This is a genomic window from Arenibacter sp. S6351L (assembly GCF_023016025.1).
Classification (GTDB): Bacteria; Bacteroidota; Bacteroidia; order Flavobacteriales; family Flavobacteriaceae; genus Arenibacter; species Arenibacter algicola_B.
This window is the reverse complement of record NZ_JALKBB010000002.1, coordinates 150,577-176,729: the sequence shown is the minus strand read 5'-3', so window position 1 is coordinate 176,729 and position 26,153 is coordinate 150,577. Positions and strand designations below refer to the sequence as shown.

Annotated in this window: 26 protein-coding genes and 1 tRNA gene; 16 read left to right on the top strand and 11 right to left on the bottom strand. The window is 39.1% G+C overall.

Translation table 11 applies throughout. From position 1 onward, the window contains the following. Positions 1-158: 158 nt before the first annotated feature. The 3 genes from MWU82_RS02660 (at position 159) to MWU82_RS02650 (ending at position 4,559) form a co-directional block, all read left to right on the top strand. Positions 159-1,214 (top strand): class I SAM-dependent methyltransferase, encoded by a 1,056-nt coding sequence (locus MWU82_RS02660; protein WP_215949733.1) that lies wholly within the window; start codon positions 159-161, stop codon positions 1,212-1,214. Between the two features lie 123 nt (positions 1,215-1,337). After that, on the top strand, positions 1,338-1,841 hold the full coding sequence (locus tag MWU82_RS02655; RefSeq protein ID WP_215949732.1) for a nuclear transport factor 2 family protein: 504 nt from the start codon (positions 1,338-1,340) through the stop codon (positions 1,839-1,841). Positions 1,842-2,117: 276 nt separating this feature from the next. Further along, positions 2,118-4,559, top strand: a complete 2,442-nt coding sequence (locus MWU82_RS02650; RefSeq protein ID WP_247095122.1) for an outer membrane beta-barrel family protein — start codon at positions 2,118-2,120, stop codon at positions 4,557-4,559. 133 nt (positions 4,560-4,692) lie between these two features. Here MWU82_RS02650 and MWU82_RS02645 read toward each other — a convergent pair whose 3' ends face one another. The 3 genes from MWU82_RS02645 to MWU82_RS02635 form a co-directional block, all read right to left on the bottom strand. Continuing rightward, positions 4,693-5,616, bottom strand: a complete 924-nt coding sequence (locus MWU82_RS02645) for a hypothetical protein (RefSeq protein WP_247095121.1) — start codon at positions 5,614-5,616, stop codon at positions 4,693-4,695. 148 nt (positions 5,617-5,764) lie between these two features. Beyond that, a tRNA-Ala gene (locus MWU82_RS02640) sits at positions 5,765-5,838 on the bottom strand. 72 nt (positions 5,839-5,910) lie between these two features. Continuing rightward, positions 5,911-6,708, bottom strand: a complete 798-nt coding sequence (locus MWU82_RS02635) for a universal stress protein (RefSeq protein WP_247095120.1) — start codon at positions 6,706-6,708, stop codon at positions 5,911-5,913. Positions 6,709-6,865: 157 nt separating this feature from the next. Here MWU82_RS02635 and MWU82_RS02630 point away from each other — a divergent pair, with 157 nt between their 5' ends. Genes MWU82_RS02630 through MWU82_RS02615 form a run of 4 tightly spaced genes read left to right on the top strand, consistent with a single transcriptional unit; the run spans position 6,866 to position 9,990 of the window. Then, on the top strand, positions 6,866-7,366 hold the full coding sequence (locus tag MWU82_RS02630) for a GNAT family N-acetyltransferase (RefSeq protein WP_247095119.1): 501 nt from the start codon (positions 6,866-6,868) through the stop codon (positions 7,364-7,366). Positions 7,367-7,377: 11 nt separating this feature from the next. After that, positions 7,378-8,712: an MATE family efflux transporter gene (locus MWU82_RS02625; protein WP_247095118.1), complete on the top strand. Its 1,335-nt coding sequence runs from the start codon at positions 7,378-7,380 to the stop codon at positions 8,710-8,712. A 27-nt stretch (positions 8,713-8,739) separates the two neighbouring features. Beyond that, a complete protein-coding gene (locus tag MWU82_RS02620) occupies positions 8,740-9,510 on the top strand; it encodes an enoyl-CoA hydratase/isomerase family protein (RefSeq protein WP_247095117.1) in 771 nt (256 codons plus the stop codon). Positions 9,511-9,513: 3 nt separating this feature from the next. After that, positions 9,514-9,990 carry a DUF4199 domain-containing protein gene (locus MWU82_RS02615; RefSeq protein WP_215949726.1) on the top strand — a complete coding sequence of 159 codons (477 nt, stop codon included), beginning with the start codon at positions 9,514-9,516 and terminating at the stop codon, positions 9,988-9,990. Positions 9,991-10,148: 158 nt separating this feature from the next. On the opposite strand, the gene MWU82_RS02610 is transcribed toward MWU82_RS02615, so the two are convergent. Next, a complete protein-coding gene (locus tag MWU82_RS02610; protein ID WP_247095116.1) occupies positions 10,149-10,793 on the bottom strand; it encodes a 2OG-Fe(II) oxygenase in 645 nt (214 codons plus the stop codon). A 194-nt stretch (positions 10,794-10,987) separates the two neighbouring features. On the opposite strand from MWU82_RS02610, the gene MWU82_RS02605 reads away from it, so the two are divergent. The 3 genes from MWU82_RS02605 to MWU82_RS02595 are packed head-to-tail and all read left to right on the top strand — an operon-like array spanning position 10,988 to position 13,474. Next, the gene (locus tag MWU82_RS02605) at positions 10,988-12,196 is read left to right on the top strand and encodes a histidinol-phosphatase (protein WP_247095115.1); all 1,209 of its coding nucleotides are present in this window, start codon (positions 10,988-10,990) and stop codon (positions 12,194-12,196) included. A 40-nt stretch (positions 12,197-12,236) separates the two neighbouring features. Continuing rightward, positions 12,237-12,686: a 6-carboxytetrahydropterin synthase gene (locus MWU82_RS02600; RefSeq protein ID WP_215949723.1), complete on the top strand. Its 450-nt coding sequence runs from the start codon at positions 12,237-12,239 to the stop codon at positions 12,684-12,686. 20 nt (positions 12,687-12,706) lie between these two features. After that, positions 12,707-13,474 carry a UDP-2,3-diacylglucosamine diphosphatase gene (locus MWU82_RS02595; protein WP_247095221.1) on the top strand — a complete coding sequence of 256 codons (768 nt, stop codon included), beginning with the start codon at positions 12,707-12,709 and terminating at the stop codon, positions 13,472-13,474. 154 nt (positions 13,475-13,628) lie between these two features. Here the strand turns inward: MWU82_RS02595 and recJ are convergent, their stop codons facing one another. The 3 genes from recJ to MWU82_RS02580 are packed head-to-tail and all read right to left on the bottom strand — an operon-like array spanning position 13,629 to position 17,706. Next, complete coding sequence (recJ, locus tag MWU82_RS02590) at positions 13,629-15,347, bottom strand: single-stranded-DNA-specific exonuclease RecJ (protein ID WP_247095114.1); 1,719 nt, start codon at positions 15,345-15,347, stop codon at positions 13,629-13,631. Between the two features lie 5 nt (positions 15,348-15,352). Then, a complete protein-coding gene (locus MWU82_RS02585; protein ID WP_247095113.1) occupies positions 15,353-17,263 on the bottom strand; it encodes a peptide-N-glycosidase F-related protein in 1,911 nt (636 codons plus the stop codon). Positions 17,264-17,286: 23 nt separating this feature from the next. Further along, positions 17,287-17,706, bottom strand: a complete 420-nt coding sequence (locus tag MWU82_RS02580; protein WP_215949720.1) for an OsmC family protein — start codon at positions 17,704-17,706, stop codon at positions 17,287-17,289. Positions 17,707-17,761: 55 nt separating this feature from the next. Here MWU82_RS02580 and MWU82_RS02575 point away from each other — a divergent pair, with 55 nt between their 5' ends. Beyond that, positions 17,762-18,352, top strand: coding sequence for a carboxymuconolactone decarboxylase family protein (locus MWU82_RS02575; protein WP_215949719.1), 591 nt, complete (start codon positions 17,762-17,764; stop codon positions 18,350-18,352). A 164-nt stretch (positions 18,353-18,516) separates the two neighbouring features. Beyond that, a complete protein-coding gene (locus MWU82_RS02570) occupies positions 18,517-18,807 on the top strand; it encodes a hypothetical protein (RefSeq protein ID WP_247095112.1) in 291 nt (96 codons plus the stop codon). A 35-nt stretch (positions 18,808-18,842) separates the two neighbouring features. Here MWU82_RS02570 and MWU82_RS02565 read toward each other — a convergent pair whose 3' ends face one another. The 4 genes from MWU82_RS02565 to MWU82_RS02550 all read right to left on the bottom strand — a co-directional run bounded on the left by MWU82_RS02565 (position 18,843) and on the right by MWU82_RS02550 (position 23,004). Further along, positions 18,843-20,741, bottom strand: a complete 1,899-nt coding sequence (locus MWU82_RS02565; protein WP_247095111.1) for an amidophosphoribosyltransferase — start codon at positions 20,739-20,741, stop codon at positions 18,843-18,845. Between the two features lie 44 nt (positions 20,742-20,785). Next, positions 20,786-21,712: a PfkB family carbohydrate kinase gene (locus tag MWU82_RS02560; protein ID WP_247095110.1), complete on the bottom strand. Its 927-nt coding sequence runs from the start codon at positions 21,710-21,712 to the stop codon at positions 20,786-20,788. A gap of 87 nt (positions 21,713-21,799) precedes the next feature. Continuing rightward, positions 21,800-22,435 carry a ribonuclease H family protein gene (locus MWU82_RS02555; RefSeq protein WP_247095109.1) on the bottom strand — a complete coding sequence of 212 codons (636 nt, stop codon included), beginning with the start codon at positions 22,433-22,435 and terminating at the stop codon, positions 21,800-21,802. Beyond that, the gene (locus MWU82_RS02550; RefSeq protein WP_247095108.1) at positions 22,435-23,004 is read right to left on the bottom strand and encodes a phosphoribosylglycinamide formyltransferase; all 570 of its coding nucleotides are present in this window, start codon (positions 23,002-23,004) and stop codon (positions 22,435-22,437) included. The genes MWU82_RS02555 and MWU82_RS02550 overlap by 1 nt, the downstream gene beginning before the upstream one ends. A gap of 159 nt (positions 23,005-23,163) precedes the next feature. Here MWU82_RS02550 and MWU82_RS02545 point away from each other — a divergent pair, with 159 nt between their 5' ends. From MWU82_RS02545 to MWU82_RS02530, 4 genes are all read left to right on the top strand, one after another. Further along, complete coding sequence (locus MWU82_RS02545) at positions 23,164-23,397, top strand: acyl carrier protein (protein WP_008269813.1); 234 nt, start codon at positions 23,164-23,166, stop codon at positions 23,395-23,397. A 111-nt stretch (positions 23,398-23,508) separates the two neighbouring features. Further along, positions 23,509-24,759, top strand: a complete 1,251-nt coding sequence (gene fabF / locus MWU82_RS02540) for a beta-ketoacyl-ACP synthase II (protein ID WP_215949714.1) — start codon at positions 23,509-23,511, stop codon at positions 24,757-24,759. 8 nt (positions 24,760-24,767) lie between these two features. Beyond that, positions 24,768-25,511 (top strand): ribonuclease III, encoded by a 744-nt coding sequence (gene rnc, locus MWU82_RS02535; protein ID WP_215949713.1) that lies wholly within the window; start codon positions 24,768-24,770, stop codon positions 25,509-25,511. A 175-nt stretch (positions 25,512-25,686) separates the two neighbouring features. Next, the gene (locus MWU82_RS02530; RefSeq protein WP_215949712.1) at positions 25,687-26,151 is read left to right on the top strand and encodes an IPExxxVDY family protein; all 465 of its coding nucleotides are present in this window, start codon (positions 25,687-25,689) and stop codon (positions 26,149-26,151) included. The last annotated feature ends 2 nt before the right edge of the window (positions 26,152-26,153 follow it).

Genomic DNA, 26,153 nt, shown 5'->3' with positions numbered 1-26,153 from the left:
CATCAATTTTGAGGTATAGGATAAATAGTCCGTTGCACGGAAATACTCCCTCCATATGCAGTAATAGTGAAACCCCTCTCTGCACAGTCTTCTTAACCTTAAAGTAAACTTTAGTTCCCCTTCATAATTAAATTAATTGTTCACTTAAAATTAGAACCATGGAATTAAATGAAGCAAAATTAAACGAGTTACTGGGAAAAGTAGTTACCGAAATGGGAGCTGCTGCCAATGGACCCTTAATCTTATTGGGGGATAAATTGGGACTTTTCAAATCATTGGCGGCATCGGGGCCAATGAATTCGACCGAATTGGCCGATGAAACAAATACGGCGGAAAGATATGTCCGCGAATGGCTATCGGCCCAGGCGGCATCGGGGTATGTAAGCTATGACGCCACTACCAATAGCTTTTCAATGACCCCGGAACAGGCGGCTGTTTTTGGCGATGAAGAAAGTCCTGTATTTATGACCGGGGCATTTTATGCAATTACATCGGTATACAACGATGCACCCAAGATGGAAAAAGCTTTTAAATCGGGTGAAGGGGTCGCTTGGGGAGATCATAGTACTTGTTTGTTCTGCGGTACCGAAAAATTCTTCAGTCCATCCTATGAGAATAATTTGGTGAATCACTGGATTCCATCTTTGGATGGTGTAGAGGCCAAATTAAAGAATGGGGCCAAGGTAGCGGATATTGGCTGTGGCCATGCCGCGTCTACTATCATTATGGCCAAGGCCTATCCCAATTCCACTTTTATAGGGTATGACTATCATCTTAAATCTATAGAACATGCTAGGGAAAGTGCCGCCGCCGCCGGGTTGGACAATATTTCTTTTGAAGTGGCCTTGGCCAAAGATTTTCCAGGAAGCGATTACGACTTTATTGCCTTCTTCGATTGCCTGCATGATATGGGCGACCCCATTGGTGCCTGTGCCCACGTAAAAAAAGCCTTAAAACCGGATGGTACCTGTATGATCGTGGAACCTTTTGCAAAGGATACTTTGGAGGAAAACCTAAACCCCGTCGGGAGAGCATTTTATGCATTTTCCACTACACTATGTACACCCTGTTCCTTGAACCAGGAGGTAGGTCTTGCCCTAGGTGCCCAAGCAGGGGAAAAACGCTTACGGGAAGTTGCTACTGCAGGAGGGTTTAGTAGATTTAGAAGAGCCACGGAAACACCTTTTAATTTGATTTTGGAGGCACGGGCCTAGATCTTTTATTCTTGTTAGGAGATACAACCATGTTGATTTTATGCCAATAAGGATTAAAACAATCCTTATTGGCAAATATCGAACACATAAAAAGTAAACTATTAACTATATAAATTTAAGATTATGAAAACTAAGATGACACTTACAATGATTATGATTTTTGGAATTTTAATTTCAGGATATGCACAACAAGCTGAAGTAAACAGGATCGATTTGATAAATGATGAGTTTCCGGAAGCGAAACTAGAAGTGATGGAGACCTTTGGTGCAATTGCACAAAGTATTAAGGATGGTGATATGGATAAACTAATTTCCTTTCACGCCTACAGTCCAAAGTTTACGGAATTCAAAAATGGAGAACCAAGAAATGGGGGTGATGCAAACGAGGCGCATGAACGAACTGTTTTTGGTGCTGTGTCCGAGGTAGTAAAGTTCGATGCCAAAGATTTACAAATTGCCGTTTATGGCGATGTGGCCAATTTAACCTTTCACTCGGATTTTCATTTAAAATTTGGAGAGGAACTAGTGGTGGTTAATGACCAAATAACATTGTTGTTCGTCAAGACGGATAATGGATGGAAAATGGTTCACGAGCATCATTCACCCTTGGCAAAAGAGGACAGTTAAAAGCGCGCCATAACAATAAATATAGGCAAGTGCTTTGGCTATTTTCTTTTAATAAACCATCTGTACAAACATTTATTCACACGGTGGGGAATCTATATTTTCATTTCCCCACCTATCATTATGATCTTATAGGATCCATAGCACCATCTCAAAGTCAATTACCTCAGGGCAGGCCTCTCTGCCGACAAAGGAAGGCTCATGAGGCATCGGAAGGAAATTACAGATAACATTTCAACAAAAGGCCAGAGCCTTCAAATCTCACTTAGTGGGGAAATAATGAAAATTATATACACAATGCGTCAACTCAATTATTATAGTTTAGTGGTGGTCCTACTGCTTATGGGAGCAGGACAGGTCTTATGTGGACAGAATGCTAGGCTGACAGGAAAAGTTTATGATGAAAACAAAGAGGCTATGCCTTTCGCACATGTACTTCTTTTACAACAACCGGATTCTGTTTTGGTGAAGGGAGTAACTACCGATACCAAGGGAGGGTTTGTTATTGAAGGAATATCAATTGGTAATTATATACTTAATATTTCCCTCTTGGGATATGAACCTTACTACAGATCTATAGCACTTACCGATTTAAAAGAGCATTCTACGAGGAATATCCAATTATCACCTATGAGCCAACAGTTACAAGGCGTTCAGGTGGTTGGGCGTAAGGCCTTATTCCAACAAATGAGCGATAGGTTGATATTGAATGTGGGATCCCTGCCTACTTTTAGTGGTAATAATGCCCTGCAAGTCCTTCAAAAGGCACCTGGGGTAATGGTACAGGAGAATTCGAACAGTATTAGTCTAAACAATAAGGGCGAGGTGCTGATTATGATAAACGATAGGGTATCGCGCGTACCCAAGGGTAATTTGATACAGCAATTAAAGGGAATGCGGGCAGAAAGCATTGATCGTATAGAACTCATACATCAGCCCTCGGCCAAATATGATGCCGATAATGCCGCTGGTATTATCCATATTGTCATGAAGGAAAACAATCTTTATGGGTTTAACGGTAACGCTAGTTTTACCGCTGGTATTGGGCAAAGGGAAAAATTTAACGGAAGCACCGACTTTAATTATCGCAATAACAGTTTGAACATTTATGGCAATGCCACTGGCTTTCATAGCAGATCTCCCCAATTATTGATAAATCATTTTAGGGAATATGAATATGAGGGCGATTATTACTATTACGAGAATAAGTTGAAATTTGAAAACCCTACCAGCAATTCATTGGGTTTTACATTGGGGGCCGATTTTGAAATTGATAAAAACAACATTGTAGGGGGTCTTTTTGGGTATTCCAAAAATAACGAACTGGGCCATGATTATACTAGTAGGTCAAGTGGTTCAATAAATTCGGTGCCCAATACCGATTCAGAATTCCTCCTTGATGTTGACAATCCTAACAGTAACACCTTTATAAATCTAAACTATTTTCGAAAAATAGGGGCTAATGCCTCTTTAAATATTGATGTGGATAGGGTAACACTGGATGTGCAAAATTCTTCCGAACTTTCCAATCTTGATCCTGCGGAAGCTATTGAAAGAACAGAAGTTGGTCGTGAATCACAATTTGAAATCAAAACGGCAAAGGCCGATTTTGAATGGGAGACCGAAGCGGGCAACAAATGGGAAACAGGTCTCAAAGGCACTTTTAATAACTCCAATACCCAATCACAGATTCGGAACAGTACATCCGGTGTTTGGGAAGTGGACGAAGCATTCACAATGAACGATGACATTGCGGAAAAGGTTTTGGCAGCCTATGCCTCGTTTCATAAACAATGGAACGGGAAATGGGAAAGTAATCTGGGCCTTAGACTGGAGCATTATAATTATGAACTTGACGATACCGTTGGAGAGAACGACTTTAGCGTTACTTACAATAATATTTTTCCGGTCGTCAGGACCAGCTACGCTATTGATTCGACCAAGTCGCTGACTTTATCCTTTAACCGCCGTATTGAGCGTCCGTCTTTTTTTAGTCTGGCAGGTTACTACGTTTTAATAGACCCGTCGTTATTCGCCAGTTCAAATACGCGGATTAGGCCATCGTTTACCAATGCGGTCAGGCTGGCATATAACCAGGGTTCTTTTTTGATCTCGATGGAAATAAACAGGGCCAAGGGTGCCATCGCTTTCTATAACACAGTGAATAAGGAAAAGAATCTGCAGACAAGTATCCCCATTAATTTTGATCAAATGGATGGGTTCCTGTTAAATATGAGCTTCCCTATAAAAATTAGTAAGATGTGGAAAATGAATTGGAATTTGGACGGTGCCTACAAAAAGGTAAAAGATGCTTCTAATCGGCCCCTACCTTTTGAAAAAGGGTTATTTACCGTTACGGCCCAATTGGCCAACGTTTTTGAACTAGGTAATTCATGGACCGCCAACATAGATGGTAGGTATATGAGTCCGTACATATCCGGAGACCAAGAGCAGTACTTGCGTCATTACATTAACTTTGGGATCAGCAAGAAATTTAGGAACGAGAGTTCCCTTACCTTCAGTATACAGGATATCACTGCCACTAGTGGCATCATCGAATGGGAATACGACCAGCCCGAATTGGGCATAAAGACCTATGGTAATAACGATTGGTCCGAAAGGGTATTTCAGCTAACCTATTCGTTTCCCTTCGGGAATAAAAAAGTAAAGGAAACTAGAAAACGGGAAACGGGATCCCAAGAGGAGCGCAATCGGATGTAAGGTTACTAAATGTTTGGGGTAAAAGAACGCTATTGGTTTAGCGGTTTTTTCGTCTATAGTATTATACCTAAAACTAAGTCGGAATCAAATTTGGATTTTGTAAGCTTTCACTATAGTCATTAAGCCAAAATGTTTAAACGATTTTTTTGAATTCATTCCAAAGTTTTTTTGATACTGGTTCTGATTTTCCATTTTTAGGGTTTAGATTTACTATGTAGAAGTTTTTTTTTATTTGTAATGTATTTGGCCAATCAGAATTGACTACTATCATGTTATACATGCTGTCAAGTAGGAATTCCATATTGTATAACGTCTCATAGACGATTTTTGAAATAGTATAATTTAAACAATATTCATCAATAGTTTCTGAACTATTTTTATCAACCAAAATGCTTTTTAAATGGTTAATTGTAGTTTTGGAGGTAATTAATAGCAACTGGCAATTTTCCATTTTATCATCAATTTTATAATGTAATTGGTGTTTGTCCCTAGTAGTATGAATAAGCCTAGATCTATATTTTTGTAATTTAAATACAAAGCTTCTATTTACTTTTTCTAAGTCATTTGATATTTCTAATTTCTGAAAACGATCGTCCGAATGTAGTTTTTTTATTAATTTATCCCAATCAAAGGTTCTGTCTTTATTTTTGTAGAGTACATAGCTTACTATATGACTTAGGTAGTCAAATGAAGAACAAATATTGAATAAAATATTGTCGAAATATGAAGAAAGATTAAGTTCATTTATGAATTCAGTATATGATTGACTACCGATTTGGATGCCTTTCTCTTTGTTTTGCTTATGCATCTCTAGTATTTCTTGTTCAGCTCTTTTTATACCTCCTATATATATCATGTATTGCTCCCGTGCTGAATATAGCCTGTAAGTAATGTTACTTTGTAAATGACCAATATTTTTAAAGGAGTGCTTATCATCTGAATGCTCATCATAAGCTACGGAAATGGCCCTAAACCCTTTTTCAAGTCTTTCAATACCACGAAAGATTTGTTCCGCGTTGTCTAAAACATTTTTAATTGTTTTAATATTCGTTTCCATTATAATAATGTTTATTATTATTTTAGACACTCTTTAATATTGGTCAAAGAATAAATATACTATTCTTTAATAAGATCTAAAATTATGAACTTGATTGTCAACTAAAATAAAAAAAGCCCATAAACATTACGTCTATGGACTTTATCTGTGGAGAATACCGGAGTCGAACCGGTGACCTCTTGCCTGCCAGGCAAGCGCTCTAGCCAGCTGAGCTAATCCCCCAAATTTGGCTGCCGCAAAGAAAATACTTTTTCCAACATAATCAAAGCACAATTTCAGCTAATTCCAAATTTCTTAGTCTTTCTTTACACTTAGGACCAAAACAGGTACCGGGGCATAAAATTCCGATTTAAGAATGGTGTTCCTTTCCCATAATTTTTTAAAGAACCCTCTTTTTCTCCTAAAAACACATAATAAGTCCGGATGTTTTGCCTCAAAATGCTGCAATACCCCCAAATAGGTCGAGGGGTTTTCAGATTGGGTAAGTTCAGAACTCAGGCCCATTAATGACATGTTTATTTTAAGATCTTCCTTAGTGTATCCAGGGGTTTTTACGAACAATAGACTCACCTTGGATTCGAATTTTTTCTTGATTTCAACCAAGGGGTATAGTATACTCTTCTGCTTTAATACCCCAGATTTAAAGGCTGTCAAGATTGTTTTAAACGGTTTAAAAACGGTCCCTTTTGGCACAATAAGGGTAGGGATATCTGTTTGTTTTACTATTTTTCCAGAAGTATTTCCTAGATAATATTCCTCTCGAATGTCATTACTTCTAGGCGCCAAAATAATTAGATCAATCCCTAGATCCCGATCAATATCTTTAAGTCCATCAACAATGTCACCGTTATAGGTGGCTATCTTTATGTTAATATTCCTCGCATTTACTTTGTCAATGACCCCTTTTATGTGCTCCTTGGTGCGTTCGTCCACTTTTTCCCTGATATTGGCCAAACTGCTGGCACTGGAACTTACACTAAATACTTCCATTACATAAATGTTGGAGTCAAATTCGGTAGCGAAATCAACCGCATATTGTAAGGTTTCATGGGCATTTTCAGAGGTTCCGATAGGAACGAGAATATTTTTCATAAGTTCAGTATTAATTGCTTTAAACGCTTCTATTTGTTTGTTGGTCAGACATGGCGTAGTTAAACATCTTGGTTATCGTATATAGTAGAATTCTTCCCTTGTATATAATTCAATTGTTCATGAATAGTATAAATTTACAAATTAAATTCAACCGTGCATGATTCGATTGGCAAAGATATTGGAAATTCCCGATATTCTGAATATTACGCAGGCCTGCGCAAAAAGCATGATAGACGAGGGCATTTATCAGTGGAACGAGTATTATCCTTCTAAAGAAGCCTTTGAAAAGGATATTGCCCGCAAGGAACTTTATGTTTTGGAGGAAAATGAAGAAATAATTGGAACAATCGTATTGTCTAAGCTTATGGATGAAGAATATTGTCCCATAAACTGGTTAACGCCCAATAAAAAAAATATTTACGTTCACCGCTTGGCAGTGCATCCTAAAGAACAAAAAAAGGGCTATGCCAAGGAATTAATGGATTTTGGAGAGGATTATGCCCGTAAAGGCGGGTTTATTTCCGTAAGGCTTGATACTTTCAGTAAAAATGGCCGCAATAATAGATTTTATCAGGCACGGGGTTACCAGACAGTTGGGGATATATATTTCCCCAAACAAAGTGAATTTCCCTTTCATTGTTATGAGCTAATTTTATAAAATATTCTTTTTTGAAGAGCCCAATTAATTTTAAAACGATTAATAACCTTGCCATTCCCGCCACTATTGCGGGTATAGCTGAACCAATTTTATCCATAACCGATACGGCCATAGTGGGCAACATTCCCCAAGATGGGATGGAATCCTTGGCAGCAGCAGGAATAGTGGGTTCATTTTTGTCCATGTTGATTTGGATTTTAGGTCAGACCCGTAGCGCCATTTCCGCTATAATTTCCCAATACTTGGGTGCAGGTAAGTTGGAAAGGGTTAAAACGCTGCCGGCACAAGCCATTTTCCTAAACATTCTGCTGAGTATTGTCATTCTCCTTTCCACTGTTTTTGTGGTGGAGGAAATATTTGTTTTGCTCAATGCCTCGGGAAAAATTCTGGAGCTCTGTATTTCTTATTATTCCATAAGGGTTTGGGGTTTTCCCCTAACCCTATTTGTATTTGCCGTTATGGGTATTTTTAGAGGATTGCAGAATACCTATTATCCTATGTTGATTGCCATCACGGGGGCTGTTTTAAATATAGTATTGGATTTTATTTTGGTTTATGGCGTGGAAGGGATAATTACCCCTATGTATTTGGAAGGGGCGGCCTGGGCCAGTTTAATTGCCCAGGGTATTATGGCTTTAATGGCATTTGTACTGCTGATTACTAAAACAAATATCAGCTTGGCCCTTAAATTCCCCCTACACTCGGAATTGGGTAGGTTGGTGGTCATGAGCCTAAACCTTTTTGTTAGGGCACTTGCCTTAAACATTGCTTTAATTTTGGCGGTTAGGGAGGCAACTGCCTTAGGGGACAAATTTATAGGGGCACATACCATTGCTATAAACCTGTGGCTTTTTTCTGCTTTTTTTATTGATGGCTATGGTGCCGCGGGGAATATTATGGGCGGTAAGCTATTGGGTGCCAAGAACTACGACGGACTTTGGGAATTGGCAAAAAAAATAATGTTGTACGGTTTTGTGATTAGTTTAATACTTGCTGCAGTAGGCTTCCTGTTCTATAGGCCTATAGGACGTATTTTTTCCAATGATATAACGGTATTGCAAGCCTTCTATTCTATATTTTTTATCCTTATTCTAGGAATCCCAATGAATATGGTCGCCTTTGTTTTCGACGGACTTTTTAAAGGTTTAGGGGAAATGAAATACCTTAGGAATGTTTTATTGGTAGCTACTTTCCTAGGCTTTGTTCCTATGCTATTCCTTGGTAAATTTCTAGGATGGGGACTGTATGGAATCTGGATCGCATTTACCATTTGGATGTTTATCAGGGGCGGGGCTTTGGTATGGAAATTTAGGCGAAAGTTTCGTCCGCTTCTTCAAAACGTGTAAATTTGAAATACCACTAAGGATAATAATATGGGTACCAGCCGATCTAACGGAAGTTTATATACCAGCATCATCAATGGCATTGCCACAGTAGAATTTGGACACCCTGCCAGTAATTCATTTGTATCGGAACTATTGGAAAGGCTCACAAAGACTTTGGGGGAATTATCCAATAACGGGGAGGTATCCGTAATTATATTAAAATCTGAAGGGGATAGGGCTTTCTGTGCAGGAGCCTCCTTTGATGAATTATTGGAAGTGGACAATTTGTCCGATGGTAAAATATTCTTTAGCGGATTTGCCCATCTTATCAATGCAATGCGGACCTGTAAAAAGCTAATCGTGGGCAGGGTGCAAGGTAAAGCAGTAGGCGGTGGAGTCGGAATTATATCTGCATGCGATTACGTATTTGCCGTTGAGGCAGCCTCCATACGCTTATCCGAGCTAACCATAGGCATTGCACCCTTGGTGATTGCACCAGCGGTGCAGCGTAAAATGGGTGTTGCCGCCCTATCGGAACTGTCGCTTTCCCCCAATGAATGGAAAAATGCCTATTGGGCACAGGAAAAGGGGTTGTTTTCAAAAGTATTTGATAAACAGGGGGTAATGGACAAGGAACTGGATATATTCGCGCAAAAATTAGCCAGCTATAATCCAGAAGCCTTGGAGGAATGGAAAAAAGTGCTTTGGGAAGGGACTGGACATTGGGACACTTTACTGACCAACCGGGCAGAAATTACCGGACGTTTGGCAATTTCCGAAGAAACTAAGAAAGCATTGGAAAAATTCAAAAATAACTAGATTATGAGCAAGTACCGTATTGAAATTAAATGGGCCATTATATTTGCATTGGCTACCCTGCTTTGGATGGTTTTTGAGAAATCTATGGGCTGGCACGATGTACTCATTGAAAAGCATGCCATATATACCAACTTTTTTGCCATCATAGCTATCGCAGTGTACGTATTGGCCTTATTGGACAAAAGAAAAGTGGATTACAATGGAAAAATGAATTGGAAACAAGGATTTATCAGCGGTATTATTTTAAGTGTAATCATTGCCGTAATAAGTCCGTTAACTCAATATATCACCAGTACTTTAATTACGCCCGAATATTTTACAAATATTATTAATTTTGTGGTGGATTCGGGAAAAATGGATCAAGAAGCTGCAGAGAGCTATTTTAATTTGAAAAGCTATATACTTCAAAGTCTTTTTGGCGCATTGACCATGGGAATCGTTACTTCGGCGATTGTGGCATTTTTTGTGAAGAAGCAATAACCGGTACCGTTTACCGTTTTATTTTTTTAAACTTTTATAATGGATATTTTATCGTTCTTAAACGGGAACTTCGTTTTCCCTTTACTAGCCTTAGTTTTATTGGTAGTTTATTTCGTTAATCGAATTAAAAACAATAGAAAATATAAAAGATAAGTCGGTTATCTGGTCTTTAACCACCCGGTGATGCTCAGCCTTTCGCGATGGGCAGGTTTAACCTCGTGCTCCAATTCCTGACTTTCAAAAATAACGACCCTTCCCGGAAAGGGGGTAATATGTTTTGCCTCTTCCCCTTGTTCTGTGGGCAAGTATAGTACCAATTCACCACCATCTTTTTCGGGTATCCAGTCTGGTTCATTCAAATAACAGACCATGGAAAGTTTACGTCTATCGTCATTTTGAAAGGTATCCAAATGTCTTTTGTAGAAAGTACCTTCAGGATAAATGGCATAGTGAAATTCTTTGAACAGGATTCCCATAAAGCAGGTCTTGTTCAGATAATTGGCCAATTCATTAATTTTCAAAAAAAATTGTTGCTCCAGTACATCCTTACTGCTTTCATCCATCCATAGAATAAAATCGCCTCGGATCGCCCTTATGATCAATTCGTTGACACGATTCCCAATAGCTGCTTTTTTAAACTGGTCCTCTTCATATTTGGCCAATAGGGAATCCCGTAATTCGGCCACATCTTCAGGCGAGAAAAAATCGTCTACAATACTGTATTTCTGTATCAAGATATCCTCTATCACTTTTTCAAAAAGTGGATTCTCCTTAAACTCCAGTTGTTCAAATAGTTCTACCAATTTGGTATGGTTTTAAAAATCGGACAAAAATAGACGAAAATGTAATTGGTTTTACACAGTATATTAAGTGTGTCTAAATTGTCCAGAACCATGTATTATATAATGGTAATATTATGGTTGATTTTTAGCTTATTCCCTGATTTTTAATACATTTTCATTAACTTTTGAGCATTAATTTCCAAACAAGCTTAGAAATGAAACATATTTTACCCTCTGTTGTATTGATTTTGACCTTTTTGATCGGAAGCTGCGGCGATAGTACCAAAAGCACTAACGAAGCTTTAAAGAAAAGGTGGTACAAAGGGAATCTGCACACCCATTCCTTCTGGAGCGATGGGGACGAGTTTCCTGAGACTATTTTGGATTGGTACAAGTCGCACGACTATCAATTTATAGCCCTATCGGATCATAATACCATTTCTATGGAAGAAAAATGGGTACAGCTAAGGGAAGATTCTATTTATCAAAAAAGCTTTGAGAAGTATTTGTCTACTTATGGGGAGGATTGGGTAGAACATAAAACGGACTCGGGAAAAGTGCATGTAAAATTAAAGACTTATGCAGAGTATAGGGACCTTTTTGAAAAACCGGGAGAATTTTTGGTCATTCATTCAGAGGAAATAACGGACAGGTACGAGGGTAAGCATGTTCATATGAACGCTACAAATATTCAAGAAAAGATAGATCCCCAGGGAGGAAATAGTATCTCCGAAGTCATGCAAAACAATCTGGATGCGGTGCTTAAACAACGGAAAGAAACGGGAGTTCCGATTATGCCCCATATAAACCACCCCAACTTTTATTACAGTATTAGCCTTGAAGATATGATATCCTTGAATGGAGAGCGCTTTTTTGAAGTGTACAACGGTCATCCTATGGTGCATAATATGGGGGATTTAACACATATTTCTACAGAGGAAATGTGGGATCAGATCAATATATCCTATTTAGCGGCCAAGAAGCCCATTATGTATGGATTGGCAACCGATGATTCCCATAACTACCATAAAATGGGCAGTAAATGGAGCAATTCCGGTAGGGGTTGGGTGATGGTACAGTCTGATACCTTATCGGCTCCTGCATTGATAGAGGCCATGGAAAAGGGCGATTTTTATTCCACCACCGGGGTTACTCTTAAAACCGTGGATTTGGACAATAAGATTTTAAAGGTGGAAGTGGAACCGGAAGCTGGTATTAATTATACCATAACCTTTCTTGGTTGCCTAAAAGGGGAAACGGAGGTACAGGAGTTGAAGACTGTTGAAGGCAGTTCTGCCAATTTTGAGCTAACGGATGATATATTGTTTGTAAGGAGTAAAATAACTTCTTCAAAACTTCAGGAAAACCCAATAGAGGACATCAAATACGAATCGGCTTGGACGCAGCCTGTTCTAAACGATTAGTTTCGCAGAATAAATTACCTTTGCAGTCCAAATAAATAATATGGGCAATATTCGTATTACCAAGCAGTTTAATTTTGAAACTGGACATGCCTTGTTCGGTTATGATGGTAAATGTAGAAATGTACATGGCCACAGTTATAAACTTTCCGTAACCGTAATTGGGAGGCCTATTACCGATGTTGCCCACGTAAAATTGGGTATGGTCATAGATTTCGGGGATTTGAAGAAAATTGTGAAGGAAGAAATTGTGGACCAATTTGATCACGCCACGGTTTTTAATAAAAATACCCCGCATGTGGAATTGGCGCAGGAACTAACGGATAGGGGGCATAATGTAATATTGGCCAACTATCAACCTACCAGTGAAAATATGGTTTTGGATTTTGCGGATAGAATTAAGGCCAGGTTGCCAAAAAATATCAGCCTACATTCTTTAAAGCTACAGGAAACCGATACCTCCTTTGCGGAATGGTATGCTTCTGATAATTAAAAAGGCCCTGGATGAAAACTATTGACGTTCCCGCGGGTAAAAAAATCTATTTCTCCAGTGATAATCATTTGGGAGCTCCTACCAAGGACCTTAGTTTTCCACGTGAAAAAAAGTTCGTGGCGTGGCTGGATACTATTAAGGAAGATGCTGCCGCTATTTTTCTCCTTGGGGATCTTTTCGATTTTTGGTTCGAATATAAAACAGTAGTGCCCAAGGGCTTTACCCGTACTTTGGGAAAGTTGGCGGAAATTACCGATTCGGGCATTCCGGTGTACTATTTTGTGGGCAACCATGATTTATGGATGAACGGCTATTTTGAAGAGGAGTTGAACATTCCTGTATATCACAAACCTCAATCCTTTCTTTTAAACGGAAAGTCATTTTTAATTGGACACGGTGATGGTTTGGGCCCTGGGGATAAGGGATACAAACGTATGAAAAAGGTATTCACCAACCCGGTATCCAAATGGCTTTACAATTGGCTACACCCGGATTTTGGGGTTAAACTGGCCCAATATCTTTCCGTGAAGAACAAAATGATCTCCGGGGATGAGGATATTAAATTTCTAGGTGAAGAGAACGAATGGTTGGTGCAATATTGCAGGCGAAAACTGGAGCAGCAGCACTATGATTATTTTGTTTTTGGACATCGGCACCTACCATTGGAAATATCTTTAAATGAAAATGCTACCTACGTAAATTTAGGGGATTGGATTTCCTATTTTACCTATGGCGAGTTTGACGGATCCTCCTTGTCCCTCAAAAAATATGAGCCTTCCCGGGGCTGATCTGTAGTAGATTTTGTAGACCATCTCAAATGAAAATCGGAATTATAATAATCAATCTATTTACCTAAGAAATAAGTAAGATAATGCTTACTTTAATTTGTAGTTTAGACCTGTTAAAGTTGGCTTATTGTGATACTTAACGGTTATCAATAAATTAAAATTGATAACTATCATGCTCTTTTAGGTCCTTTAACTTCATTTGAAGGGCTATTTTACCCTGCCATTCGTTTTCATCCAGTGTAAAAACGGCACTAACGGGTTTACTCAATACTGTAGGCAAATACTTACCCAAATTAAATCCAATGGCATCAATTGCCGACCTCTTGGAGCCGTTATTTTTGTCGAAAAGTTTACATTTTAAATGTTTTCCTTCTTGGCCGACCACTTTTGCGTAGCCGGTATCGTTGAGATTTTCTACCATAAAAATAGGAGTCATATTTCCAGGGCCAAAAGGGGCAAATTGTTTAATAATGCGCATTAACTTTGGCGTAATTTGATCTAGGCCAATTATGGCATCTACCATAATTTCAGGAGACATCAGATTTGGATCCATAGTATTGGCAACTACTTCCTCAAATTTGGATTTAAAGGCCTCGTAGTTTTCTTCAAGTAAGGTAAGTCCGGCGGCATACATATGCCCGCCAAATTGCTCAATGGTATCCGAACACCCCTCCAAGGCCTCATATACATCGAAACCTTTGATGGATCTGGCGGAAGCTGCTAATTTATTGCCGCTCTTTGTAAAAACCAAAGTGGGTCTATAATAGGTTTCTATGAGACGGGAGGCCACAATTCCTATCACTCCCTTATGCCAAGTTTCATTATATACGACCGAGGTAAAGCCTTCCTCTTCCTTGTTTTCTTGGATCTGCAATAATGCCTCTTGGGCAATGATCTGGTCCAGATTTCTGCGGTCCGTGTTGTATTTCTCTATTTCGGCAGCAAAAAATTCCGCCCGTTCCAAATCGGTTTCCTTTAACAGGTTAACGGCGTGTTGCCCATGTTCCATACGCCCTGCAGCATTAATTCGCGGAGCAATTATAAAGACCACATCGGTAATGGTAAGGACTTGTTTTTTTATCTGATTGATGATGGCCTTGAATCCGGCTCTTGGATCTTGGTTGATCACTTGGAGCCCCCAAAAGGCCAGCACCCTATTTTCTCCGGTAATGGGCACTATATCTGCACCTATGGCCGTAGCCACCAGATCCAAATAAGGAACTAAATCTTCAGTGGTTTGCCCCTTTTTGCTCCCTAGTGCCTGAATCAATTTAAACCCCACCCCACAGCCACAGAGTTCGTCATATGGATAGGAACAATCCACTCTTTTCGGATCCAAAACGGCTACTGCATCGGGCAATGTATTCCCGGGTCTATGGTGATCACATATAATAAAGTCGATACCTTTCTCCTTGGCATATTCAACCTTGTCAATGGCCTTTACTCCACAATCCAAGGCAATGATTAAGGAAAACCCGTTGTCCTCGGCAAAATCTATTCCTTGAAAGGAAACCCCATAGCCTTCTTTGTAGCGATCTGGGATATAGGTGGCTACGTTGGGGTAGGAACTTTCCAAATAGGAGGATACCAAGGCTACGGCAGTAGTGCCATCCACGTCGTAGTCCCCAAAAATCAATATGTTTTCTTGCTGTGCAATGGCCATTTCAATTCGTTCCACGGCCTTGTCCATATCTTTCATTAAAAAGGGATCATGAAGATGGTAAAGCTGTGGTCTAAAAAATCTTTTGGCGTCTTCGTAGTTGGCTATGCCACGCTGCAATAATAATTGTGCAACCAAATCCTCCACATTTAACATGGCTGCCAAAGCATCTATTTGCGGTTGTTCGGGTTTTGGTTTAATGGTCCATCGCATGGTAATTACTCCTTTAGCCTTATTCTATTTTTAAATACTTCTTTGCCGTCAATAACAACTTTGAGATAGTAGCGCATTTTGGGCAAATAGGAAAGGTCATATGTCAAAATACCCCTTTTGAAATTTAAGTAGGTATGGGTTTCCACTATTTTAGTCTCATCTTCCTGCTGTGTAATAATGACCTCCACATCTTTTTCGTCGTTGGCAAAATAATCCAATGTTACCGGGCCCTCGGTTCTGGCTGGGAACATGTTTATAGACGGTTCGTTGTCCAAATGATAGGCAACTCCAGGTTTTACCCTAAAGTTATAAATAATATGGCTCCCAAAGTCGGAATTAAAATGTTTTATGGCCTGTCCTAAGGTGTCCAAAAGTTTAACGCTACCATTGCCGTCTTTTGCCTTGAACCAAAACTCAAGTCCATCCCCTCCTGTATCTTGTACCCTAAAAGTATAGTTGCCCTCTTTAAGTTTAAGGGTATCCATATAGGCGGTATTGGGTTTAAGATCTACACTGTCTCTAATAAATATCTGCTTTCCGTAACTATCGGTAACTGAGTATTCATTTTGACCGGGCTTATTATTGGTCTTAAAGTAAACAATAGTGGATTCCGGTAATATATTTGGACTGGTATAGACCGAGGTTTTGGAATTATCCCCGCTGTATCCGTCTTTTTTACCATTGGGTCTTTTTAACTCCACGTAAAAACGAGAGGAATCTTTTTCACTAAATATTTCTTCGGGCAATGTTAACAGTGCCGTTTCTCCAAATGGGAGATTCCCGTTCCAACTAAATTTTTTCGGTTTTTGTCCCTCCAGGTAATAACTGACTACAAAAGATTTCAAGTTGTCCTTGCCATTATTCTTTATCCTGATAACTGCCAAGGCTCCCGTTTCATTTTTTCTACTATGGATTTTTTCATTGGAAGGGGATATGATATCCAATAAAGTGACGTCATTTTCGGAGTTTATCTTACCATATTCCAGTACATAGGCCACTAGAAGTTCCTTTGCACTGGGCTTTTCCGTTTCATAGGGTTCCATATTAAGGTCAATGGTAAATTTTTGTCCTGCATTAATGTCAAAGCTCACTTCATCCGGTTGCAGTAAATAACCAGGGCACCAATTGGCACGGTCAAAGATCCAGGTCCCGGCTTGTGGATATAAAGGGTTATCTCCGCATTCCATCCACAACTGTTTTTTATGGATAACTTTTCCGTTATGCAGTATTTCCCGGTATTTGTCACAGAATTCCCCACAGCCATTAGCGTCCATTCCATGTCCTGTCTGATGAATTTTTATCTTTCCAAAGTTGGATTGGGTATTGGCGGCTAAAGTCACAGGTGCCAGGTAATCTTCAATGGGATCTGTTTTATCCCCATAACTGTAATTACCATCGTAAATTTTATGTATGGCAAGTGGCTCGGCAACGGGTTTTCCATAAGTTATTTCAAAATCTACGGTAACCTTCCATCCGCGGGTCTTATTGTCTTCGTAGCCTGTATGTATATAATCTACTTCGAGGCTATCCCTTAGAATGGGACTAAAATCAGAAATATCAACTTTCCAATCAAATCGCCAGTCTTCCTGAAATCTACCACCATAGGGTGTGAGCATTCTGGCAATTTCATAGTTGACGGAGTCGTTCTTTTGTCTCACTTTAATATGGTCAACATAATCCCAATCCGCACAACGCATATTGTCTGGGCATTCAAAGGTAAGATTTAAGAATATCTGACGAATTTCCTTGTTCTGGGGAGGAAAAACGACCCAGTTCTTATAGCTATTCTCGCCTTTTGACGGATCGGTAACAATGGTTTCCTGGTTGTGGGATATTATATTTTCTGTAGCCTGGGCATGTAGGTTTTGTTGTAAAAATATAAAACTAGCTAATAGAAATAAAAATCTTTGGATCATAGTAAAAAGTGGAAGGGAAACTATTATTTATTAAAATAAGTCTTAATCTCCAAGGTTGAGAATTGACGGAACATTTCCATTACCCCACAATATTTTTCCACTGAAAGGTCAACCGCTCTCTGTAACTTTTTTTCGTTGAGGTTATCGCCTGAAAAATGATATTCTATCAATACCTTGTCATAATATTTGGGGTCCTCCTCGGTTAGGTTGGCAATAGTCTCTATTCTAAATTCTTCGACCTCCAGTTTCATTTTTTTAATAAGAGAGGCAACATCCAGACCAGAGCAACCGGCCAAAGCGGTAAGCATAAGGGCTTTTGGTCTATACCCCATGCCTTCTCCCCCGTTTTCAGGGGCTACATCTATAATTAAGTTGTTTCCGGAAGGATTGTTGCTTTCAAAGGCCATATTACCAAGCCATTTGGTAGTGATTTGATTTGTCATGAAGGTATTTTTTTCGTTACTTGTATAGGTCAAAAATACGCATAATTCACAAATCATGTCCCTTGTAAACCCTTTAGATGCCGATCATGATTCAGCGACCAAAAAGTTGGCTGAATTTTTTAATGAAACTTTGGGTTTCTGTCCCAATTCGGTATTGACAATGCAGCACCGGCCAGCTATTTCCAAGGCGTTTATTAATCTGAATATGGCGGTGATGGCGAATGAAGGAAGGGTGAGCTCGGCTTTGAAAAGAATGATGGCCTGGGTAAGTAGTAATGCCACTGGTTGTCGCTATTGCCAGGCACATGCCATAAGGGCGGCAGAACGTTATGGGGCAGAGCAGGAACAATTGGATAATATTTGGGAATACAGGACCCATTCTGCATTCTCAGAAGCCGAACGAGCGGCCTTGGATTTTGCTTTGGCGGCTTCCCAGGTACCCAATACCATGAATCCAAAAATAAAGAAAGCCTTATATAAGTATTGGGATGAAGGAGAGATAGTGGAAATGTTGGGGGTTATTTCTTTGTTCGGCTTTTTAAATCGCTGGAACGATACCATGGCTACTAGTTTGGAGGAGGATGCTATAGAGAGTGGCAAGCAGTATCTGGAAAAATATGGATGGGAGAAGGGCAAACACGTTTAGCGAAAATTCTTTCTGTTGCAACATGTGCACCTTCCAGTAAAACTCAATTGGTCTTAGGGAATTCTGTTCCTTAATCCCATCACAGATTTGGTTAAAAATAAAAAGGCAGAGCATAGCTCTACCTTTTTCCCCAAATCTTACCATGAACTTAACCTACTTATGCTATGGTCCTCCAAAAGTATAGTATTGTAGGCTGTGGAAAAAAGGTTTTAGATGAACGTCTTTTTAATAAGTTGAAATACTTCTTACCCGATAAACAGTTGTTTATACAGGATGTAATGCAGCGAGATCCAAAAGGCTGGATTAGGTCCAATAAAAAAGGTGGAGAAGTCTCCACCTTTTTTGCCCCAAATCTTACCATGAACTTAACCTACTTATGCTATGGCACTACTAAAGTACATGTGCACAGCAGGTTTTTGATCAAAAAGACGTTAAAGAGTGTATTTCATCGATGAAGTGCATAAAAACCTACCCTTCATCGATGAAATGTTTAATATGCCCGTTCGTTCTTTCCCTCGAAAAAGTTTATAAACGCCCTGTTTACTACCCTGTTACCTCCTGGCGTGGGATAATTGCCGGTAAAGTACCAATCTCCCAAGTTTTTAGGACAGGCTTCATGTAAGTTTTCAATATTTTGATAAATCACCTGAACTTTCGCTTTAATATCCGGCGGACTTAATAATTGCCCAATTTTATCGGAAATCTCATCTGCCGTAAAAGGGGCATAGAATTCCTTAACGTAATTTACCACCTCGGAATCATGTGTAGAGGTTTGTTGCAGGCACTTTTTGTAGATTTCCTCTACAAGGTGCATTGAGTTCCTTTCTTCATGAAGGGCCAAAGCGGCCTTAAATGCAATGAAATCTTCCAGTTTTGCCATATCTATTCCATAGCAGTCAGGATATCGGATTTGAGGTGCGGAAGAGACAACTATAATTTTTTTCGGCAATAGTCGGTCCAAAATTCTTAGAATACTCTTTTGAAGGGTGGTCCCTCTAACTATACTATCATCTATGATTACCAAATTGTCATTTTCCTTCACAGATCCATAGGAGATATCATAGACGTGTGCCACCAAATCATCCCTACTGCTGTCCTGCGTTATAAAGGTTCTGAGTTTGGCATCTTTTATGGCCACTTTCTCTATCCTAGGCCTTACTTCCAGAATCTCATGTAGTTCTTCCCGAGTTATTTTTCTACCAATAGAAAGTATCTGTTCTTCTTTCTTCTTGTTCATGTAATTCTGTGCCGCGATCACCATTCCAAAAAAGGAGGTTTCAGCAGTATTGGGAATATAGGAGAATACGGTATTTTTTATATCGTCATCTATTGATTTCAGGATCAGTGGGAAAAGTAGTTTTCCCAACATTTTCCTTTCCTGATAGATTTCCTTGTCACTTCCTCTGGAGAAATAAATACGTTCAAAAGAACAGGCTTTTCTTTCGGTAGGTTCTAAAATTTTCTTGATTTTAACCTTGCCATTCTTTTTAATGATAATCGCGTGCCCAGGATCCAATTCCTTAACATCGTCGAAGTTAACGTTGAATACCGTCTGTATTGCTGGTCTTTCAGATGCAACTACGGCAATCTCATCGTCTTTATAGTAATACGCAGGTCTAATCCCTGCAGGGTCTCTAAGAACAAAGGAATCACCATGCCCCAACATACCTGCCATGGCATAGCCACCGTCAAAATTTTTGGCCGCTCTTCTTAAAATTTTGGCAACATTTAATCTTTCAGCAATTATTGGGGAAGCTTCCCTTTTATTGAAACCTTCTTTTTTAATATCCTTATAAAGCTGGGCTACTGCATCATCCAAGAAATGTCCAATCTTCTCCATTACCGTTACGGTATCTGCCTTTTCCTTGGGGTGTTGCCCTATTTGAATCAAATTGTCGAAAAGTTCATTAACATTGGTCATGTTAAAATTTCCGGCAACGATCAAGTTTCGGTGCATCCAATTATTTTGTCTTAAAAAGGGATGTACACTCTCTATACTGTTTTTGCCAAAAGTTCCGTAACGCACGTGTCCCAAAAGTACTTCCCCTATATAAGGAATGTGTTTTTTTTGTTTGGCTACGTCGTTTATGTATTCTGGATTTTCTTTAAATGAAGTGTTTATACGGTCATTTATTTGGGCAAAAATGTCCTGTATAGGCTGTTGGTCTATGGATCGCACCCGACTCATATACCGCTCGCCGGCCTCCATATCTAATTTAATACTGGCAAACCCGGCACCATCCTGGCCACGGTTATGCTGTTTTTCCATCATCAAGTACATCTTGTTTACCCCGTAAAAGGCAGAACCGTACTTTTCTTGATAATATTCCAACGGCTTCAATAACCGAATCAGGGAAATTCCACATTCATGCTTTATAGCGTCGCTCATGGTAACTTTAAATTAAAAATGCCCTGTAAAATTAGGGCACATATTTATTGTAATTCAATATCAAACTGGGTAAGCTCCTTAAATTGGAGCAACCTGTCGTTGACCTCTTTCTTTTCTAATTTTTCCATTCTCTCAGTGCCAAAACGTTCAACACAAAATGAGGCTAAATTGGAGCCGTGTATAACCGCACTCTTTAGGTTGTTAAAACTTATGTTTTCGGATTCCGCTAAATATCCGGAAAAGCCGCCTGCAAAGGTATCACCTGCACCTGTTGGATCAAAAACTTCCTCTAATGGCAACGCTGGTGCAAAAAACACCTTGGATTTGTGAAACAACAGCGCTCCGTGTTCCCCTTTTTTTATTACCACAAATTTAGGGCCCATTAAGTGTATTTTCTCCGCAGCCTTTACCAAGGAGTGCTCTCCGGTCAATTGTCTGGCCTCTTCATCGTTAATGGTGATCACATCTATATGTTTTACAACTTCCTTTAGCTCCTCAAGGGCATGGTCCATCCAAAAGTTCATGGTATCAAGTACTATTAGTTTTGGTCGTTTTTCCATCTGATTAATTACACTCAGTTGTGTATCTGGGTGCAAATTCCCCAACATTAATACGTCCGCGTCCTTAAAATTATTGGGAACTACCGGAGCAAAGTCGGCAAGTACGTTCAATTCGGTCGATAAGGTATCCCTGGAATTAAGATCGTTGTGATATTTGCCGCTCCAAAAGAATGTTTTGCCTCCTTTAATGACTTGTAAGCCGGAAATATCAATATTCTTTTCAGTCAAAAGATCCAAATAGTCTTGGGGGAAATCTTCGCCCACAACTGAAACAATAGCAGATTTTACTCTAAACTGGGAAGCTGCCAAACTAATAAAGGTGGCTGCCCCTCCCAAAATTTTATCGGTTTTGCCGAAAGGGGTTTCTATAGCGTCAAATGCAACGGTTCCTACGATTAAAAGTTTGCCCATTAAATTTCGAAATTTGCTGCAAAGATAGGTTTTTGAACTGCCAATTCCACAGCATTGGAAATCAAATTTTAAAAAATGATGATATCACTATTTTCTGCCAAAATCTGCAGGAATTTCGCCCCAGGCCTTGGTTTCCCATTTCACTATAGTTGTGGTGTAGTTGTTTTTTTCCAACCAGGTAATGGCGCGCCTTACCAAATCGAAAACCACTTTGTTTTCTGGGGTCTCGGGCAATTTGGAGTTACAGCTTTTTTTTCGGACCCAACTCATGGCCGTTTTGGAATCCGTATATATTATTCTGTCGCTATTCTGCTGCTTTAAAAAGGCCAGTCCATGTACCAAGGCCAAAAACTCACCAATATTATTGGTGCCTTGCTTAAATGGTCCCTGTTTAAAAAGCTCTTTTTTGGTTTTGGTATCCACCCCTCTGTATTCCATGATACCAGGATTGCCACTGGAGGCGGCATCTACCGAAATGGAATTATAATTGGGCTCGCCTATTTTACTTATTTGCTCCTTGCTGAGTGTAGAGGAAGCAATTTTTTTGCCCTTATAATCATCATAATTGCCGTTATATGCCTTTTTTGCAGCCTCGAATGTTGGGAAAGATTTATATTGTGCCCCCTTGTAGTTGGTGATGGCTGCTTTACAGTCTTTCCAGCTGGTGTATATTCCTGGTCGACTTCCCTTCCAAACGGTATAGAATTTTTCTTTTTTGGCCATTATGTCCCCATTAAAACCTGTTCTATCACCTTAGGGAAATGTTCATATTCCAGATGATGGACCTTTTCCGCTATCATTTCGGGTGTGTCAATTGGGTTCAAATCAACTTTTGCCTGCTTAATTATGGCTCCTTCGTCATAATTCTCGTTTACAAAATGAATGGTTATTCCTGTTTCCGCCTCATTATTGTTTTTTACCGCTTCATGAACGTGCATCCCGTACATTCCTTTGCCGCCGTATTTGGGGAGCAATGCGGGATGAATATTAATAATTTTATTGGGATAGCTGCTAATAAGGTTATCTGGAATTTTCCAGAGAAATCCTGCCAAAACAATAAGGTCCGGATTTAGGGATTTAAGTATATTTAAAACGCAGTCCGAACCATAAAACGAATGTTTATTGAAATATAAGGCATTCAAATTTAACCGGTTACATCTTTCAAAAACTTTGGCGTCCCTTTTGTTGGATAGTACACAGCTAATGGAGACCTCAGGATTTTCGCGAAAATAGTGTTCTATGTTTTCAACGTTGGAACCAGAGCCGGAAGCAAATAGGACAATCCTTTTCATGTATTATTTTGGGGTTAGGACAGAAAATTATTTTGGGCTAAAATAGCACTCTTGTATTTAATTTTATTAAATTACATCACATTTTAACGACAAATAGTGTTATTAAACCAAAGTTTTTTATTTTTGCCATCAATTTAAATTTTTAAAACCGATATTATTATGTCAGACATTGCATCAAGAGTAAAAGCTATCATCGTAGATAAATTAGGTGTAGATGAGAACGAAGTTGTAACCGAAGCTAGCTTTACCAACGACCTAGGGGCAGATTCATTGGATACTGTTGAGTTGATAATGGAGTTCGAAAAAGAATTTGATATTCAAATTCCGGACGATCAAGCAGAAAACATTGCTACAGTTGGTCAAGCTATAAGTTATATAGAAGAAGCCAAGTAATTTTATGATTTCTTGAACAAGTTTCAAAATTATCCATGTGGTAAAGACGCTGCATGGATAATTTTTTTTAATTTACACCTAACTTATTAAGTTAAACAAAAATTTAGTTCAATGCAATTAAAGCGAGTTGTAGTTACTGGTCTAGGTGCTTTGACACCTATTGGCAATAATATTGAAGAGTATTGGGAAGGTTTAAAGAGCGGAAAAAGTGGTTCTGCACCCATTACTTATTATGATACGGAGAAGTTTAAAGTAAAGTTTGCATGCGAATTAAAAAACTATAATGCAGAAGATTATTTTGATAGAAAGGAAGCCAGAAAGTTGGACAGGTTTGCCCAATATGCTTTAATTTCTTCTGATGAGGCCATTAAAGATTCAGGATTGGATCTTGATAAGATAGACAAATTTAGGGTTGGAGTAATTTGGGGAGCTGGTATTGGTGGATTGGAAACTTTTCAGAACGAAGTTTTAAATTTTGCAGCAGGCGACGGTACCCCAAGGTTTAATCCATTCTTTATTCCCAAAATGATCGCAGATATCGCGCCTGGGAATATTTCCATAAAGCACGGTTTTATGGGCCCCAATTATACAACGGTTTCTGCTTGTGCATCTTCTGCCAATGCTATTATTGATGCCTTGAACACTATTCGTTTGGGGTACTGTGATGTTGTAGTTACTGGTGGTAGTGAAGCAGCGGTTACCATAGCCGGAATGGGAGGTTTTGGAGCTATGCACGCACTTTCTACACGTAATGAAAGTCCAGAGACGGCTTCTAGACCATTTGATGCCACCAGGGACGGATTTGTTCTTGGAGAAGGAGCTGGTTCTTTGATACTTGAAGAATATGAGCATGCCGTGGCAAGAGGAGCTAAAATATATGCCGAAGTTGCAGGCGGTGGCTTGTCCAGTGATGCATATCATATGACGGCACCCCACCCTGACGGAATTGGAGTTGTTCGGGTAATGGAGAATTGTTTAAAGGATGCCGGATTAAAACCCGAGGATGTGGATGCCATTAATACTCATGGTACTTCTACTCCTTTAGGCGATGTTGCCGAATTAAAAGCCATCAGTAAGGTTTTTGGCGACCATGCCAAGGATATAAATATAAATTCCACTAAATCAATGACAGGGCATCTTTTGGGTGCAGCTGGTGCCATTGAGGCCATAGCCTCTATTTTGGCAATGGAACATAGTTTGGTGCCTCCGACCATAAACCATACAACGGTAGATGAAAATATTGACCCTAAATTAAACCTGACCCTTAACAAGGCGCAAAAAAGAGAGGTAAATGTTGCTCTGAGCAATACTTTTGGATTTGGGGGACATAATGCATGTGTGATATTTAAAAAAATTAGCTAATTCATAATATGAACGCTTTTTCCAATTTATTTAATTCCCATTCAAAAAAGGATGGGGATTTTTTTTTGGGAATGAAAAAAATTTTAGGTTTTAAGCCTAAAAACCTGGAAGTTTATCAAAAAGCGTTCGTGCATCGCTCTGCCAATAGAAAGGATAAAGCAGGCTTCCCAATGAATTATGAGCGTCTGGAATTTTTGGGGGATGCCATGTTGGGGACCATAATCTCCAAGCACTTATATAGTAAGGTTCCGGATGGGGATGAGGGATATCTCACCAAAATGAGATCTAAAATAGTAAGTAGGGAACACCTCAATGAGTTGGGGAAGGATCTTAAACTAATCGATTTTGTGGAGAGTAGAATCCCTAAATCGCGCTTTGGTGACAATATACACGGAAATGTTTTTGAAGCCTTGGTAGGCGCCATATATCTGGATAGAGGTTATAAATTCTGCGAAAAGTTTATAAACAAGAGAATTATAGATCCCTATGTGGATATAGAACAATTGGAGGGTAAGGTTATAAGCTATAAAAGCTTGGTAATAGAGTGGTGCCAAAAACAAAAAAAATCCTTTAATTACGATGTTTACGAGGACACAGGAAATGATGTTATTAAGCATTTTGCCGTAAAATTGTCCATTGGGGGCAAAATTGTGGCCAAAGCTAGGGCTACTTCTAAAAAGAAGGCTGAAGAACGGGCCTCCAAGAGGGCCTATTTTGCCTTACAGGACAAAATGGATAAATCCAATGATTGAAAATCCTTAAATTAAAGGGTTATTGTTAAAATTTGGATGTAAAACTGGACAATTGCCATACTGTTCTAAAAATTTACTAAACTCCAACGTTTTCGTAGTCTGAACAACGTTTTATAAGTGGAATGGATAGGCTAGTTTCGTTATTAATCCTATATTTACGCCTTTCACGGAAAGTATGGCAGCGATACACAAAATTTCGGAAGATTTTTATGAAGAAACTTTTACTTTAATCGCTTTGCACAGCAGTATAGAAGATTTTATGCTGGTATACGCACTTAATTCTTGTCTTAAAACGAAGTTGAAGAGGTCTGTGAACGATTTGGATTTATCGCAAAACGGCTCTTTCCCAATTTTTGATTGGAGAGACGAAGTAAATGATCGCTATTACACATTTGTTAGCAATAATGATGTAAAGGAAGAAGTATTAGGTATAGGAAATCTATTCCAGGACCAGCCAACATTCACAAAATATCATTTGGTTCCTGAATATAGGGATGTGGACTACTTTTTAAAGATAGAACACGACGAATTGGACGTGGAAGAAAATATTTTGAAGTCTGTACTAACTATCCCAAAGGTCATAACGGCCTATTTAGTGGATGCAAGTAAACTAAAATCTAAAAATAATTTAATATTTTAAAA

Coding starts and splice junctions, on each gene's coding strand:
- MWU82_RS02660 (WP_215949733.1), top strand. CDS start 159: ATGGAATTAAATGAAGCAAAATTAAACGAGTTACTGGGAAAAGTAGTT.
- MWU82_RS02655 (WP_215949732.1), top strand. CDS start 1,338: ATGAAAACTAAGATGACACTTACAATGATTATGATTTTTGGAATTTTA.
- MWU82_RS02650 (WP_247095122.1), top strand. CDS start 2,118: ATGAAAATTATATACACAATGCGTCAACTCAATTATTATAGTTTAGTG.
- MWU82_RS02645 (WP_247095121.1), bottom strand. CDS start 5,616: ATGGAAACGAATATTAAAACAATTAAAAATGTTTTAGACAACGCGGAA.
- MWU82_RS02635 (WP_247095120.1), bottom strand. CDS start 6,708: ATGAAAAATATTCTCGTTCCTATCGGAACCTCTGAAAATGCCCATGAA.
- MWU82_RS02630 (WP_247095119.1), top strand. CDS start 6,866: ATGATTCGATTGGCAAAGATATTGGAAATTCCCGATATTCTGAATATT.
- MWU82_RS02620 (WP_247095117.1), top strand. CDS start 8,740: ATGGGTACCAGCCGATCTAACGGAAGTTTATATACCAGCATCATCAAT.
- MWU82_RS02615 (WP_215949726.1), top strand. CDS start 9,514: ATGAGCAAGTACCGTATTGAAATTAAATGGGCCATTATATTTGCATTG.
- MWU82_RS02605 (WP_247095115.1), top strand. CDS start 10,988: ATGAAACATATTTTACCCTCTGTTGTATTGATTTTGACCTTTTTGATC.
- MWU82_RS02600 (WP_215949723.1), top strand. CDS start 12,237: ATGGGCAATATTCGTATTACCAAGCAGTTTAATTTTGAAACTGGACAT.
- recJ (WP_247095114.1), bottom strand. CDS start 15,347: ATGCGATGGACCATTAAACCAAAACCCGAACAACCGCAAATAGATGCT.
- MWU82_RS02585 (WP_247095113.1), bottom strand. CDS start 17,263: ATGATCCAAAGATTTTTATTTCTATTAGCTAGTTTTATATTTTTACAA.
- MWU82_RS02580 (WP_215949720.1), bottom strand. CDS start 17,706: ATGACAAATCAAATCACTACCAAATGGCTTGGTAATATGGCCTTTGAA.
- MWU82_RS02575 (WP_215949719.1), top strand. CDS start 17,762: ATGTCCCTTGTAAACCCTTTAGATGCCGATCATGATTCAGCGACCAAA.
- MWU82_RS02570 (WP_247095112.1), top strand. CDS start 18,517: ATGGTCCTCCAAAAGTATAGTATTGTAGGCTGTGGAAAAAAGGTTTTA.
- MWU82_RS02565 (WP_247095111.1), bottom strand. CDS start 20,741: ATGAGCGACGCTATAAAGCATGAATGTGGAATTTCCCTGATTCGGTTA.
- MWU82_RS02560 (WP_247095110.1), bottom strand. CDS start 21,712: ATGGGCAAACTTTTAATCGTAGGAACCGTTGCATTTGACGCTATAGAA.
- MWU82_RS02555 (WP_247095109.1), bottom strand. CDS start 22,435: ATGGCCAAAAAAGAAAAATTCTATACCGTTTGGAAGGGAAGTCGACCA.
- MWU82_RS02550 (WP_247095108.1), bottom strand. CDS start 23,004: ATGAAAAGGATTGTCCTATTTGCTTCCGGCTCTGGTTCCAACGTTGAA.
- MWU82_RS02545 (WP_008269813.1), top strand. CDS start 23,164: ATGTCAGACATTGCATCAAGAGTAAAAGCTATCATCGTAGATAAATTA.
- fabF (WP_215949714.1), top strand. CDS start 23,509: ATGCAATTAAAGCGAGTTGTAGTTACTGGTCTAGGTGCTTTGACACCT.
- rnc (WP_215949713.1), top strand. CDS start 24,768: ATGAACGCTTTTTCCAATTTATTTAATTCCCATTCAAAAAAGGATGGG.
- MWU82_RS02530 (WP_215949712.1), top strand. CDS start 25,687: ATGGCAGCGATACACAAAATTTCGGAAGATTTTTATGAAGAAACTTTT.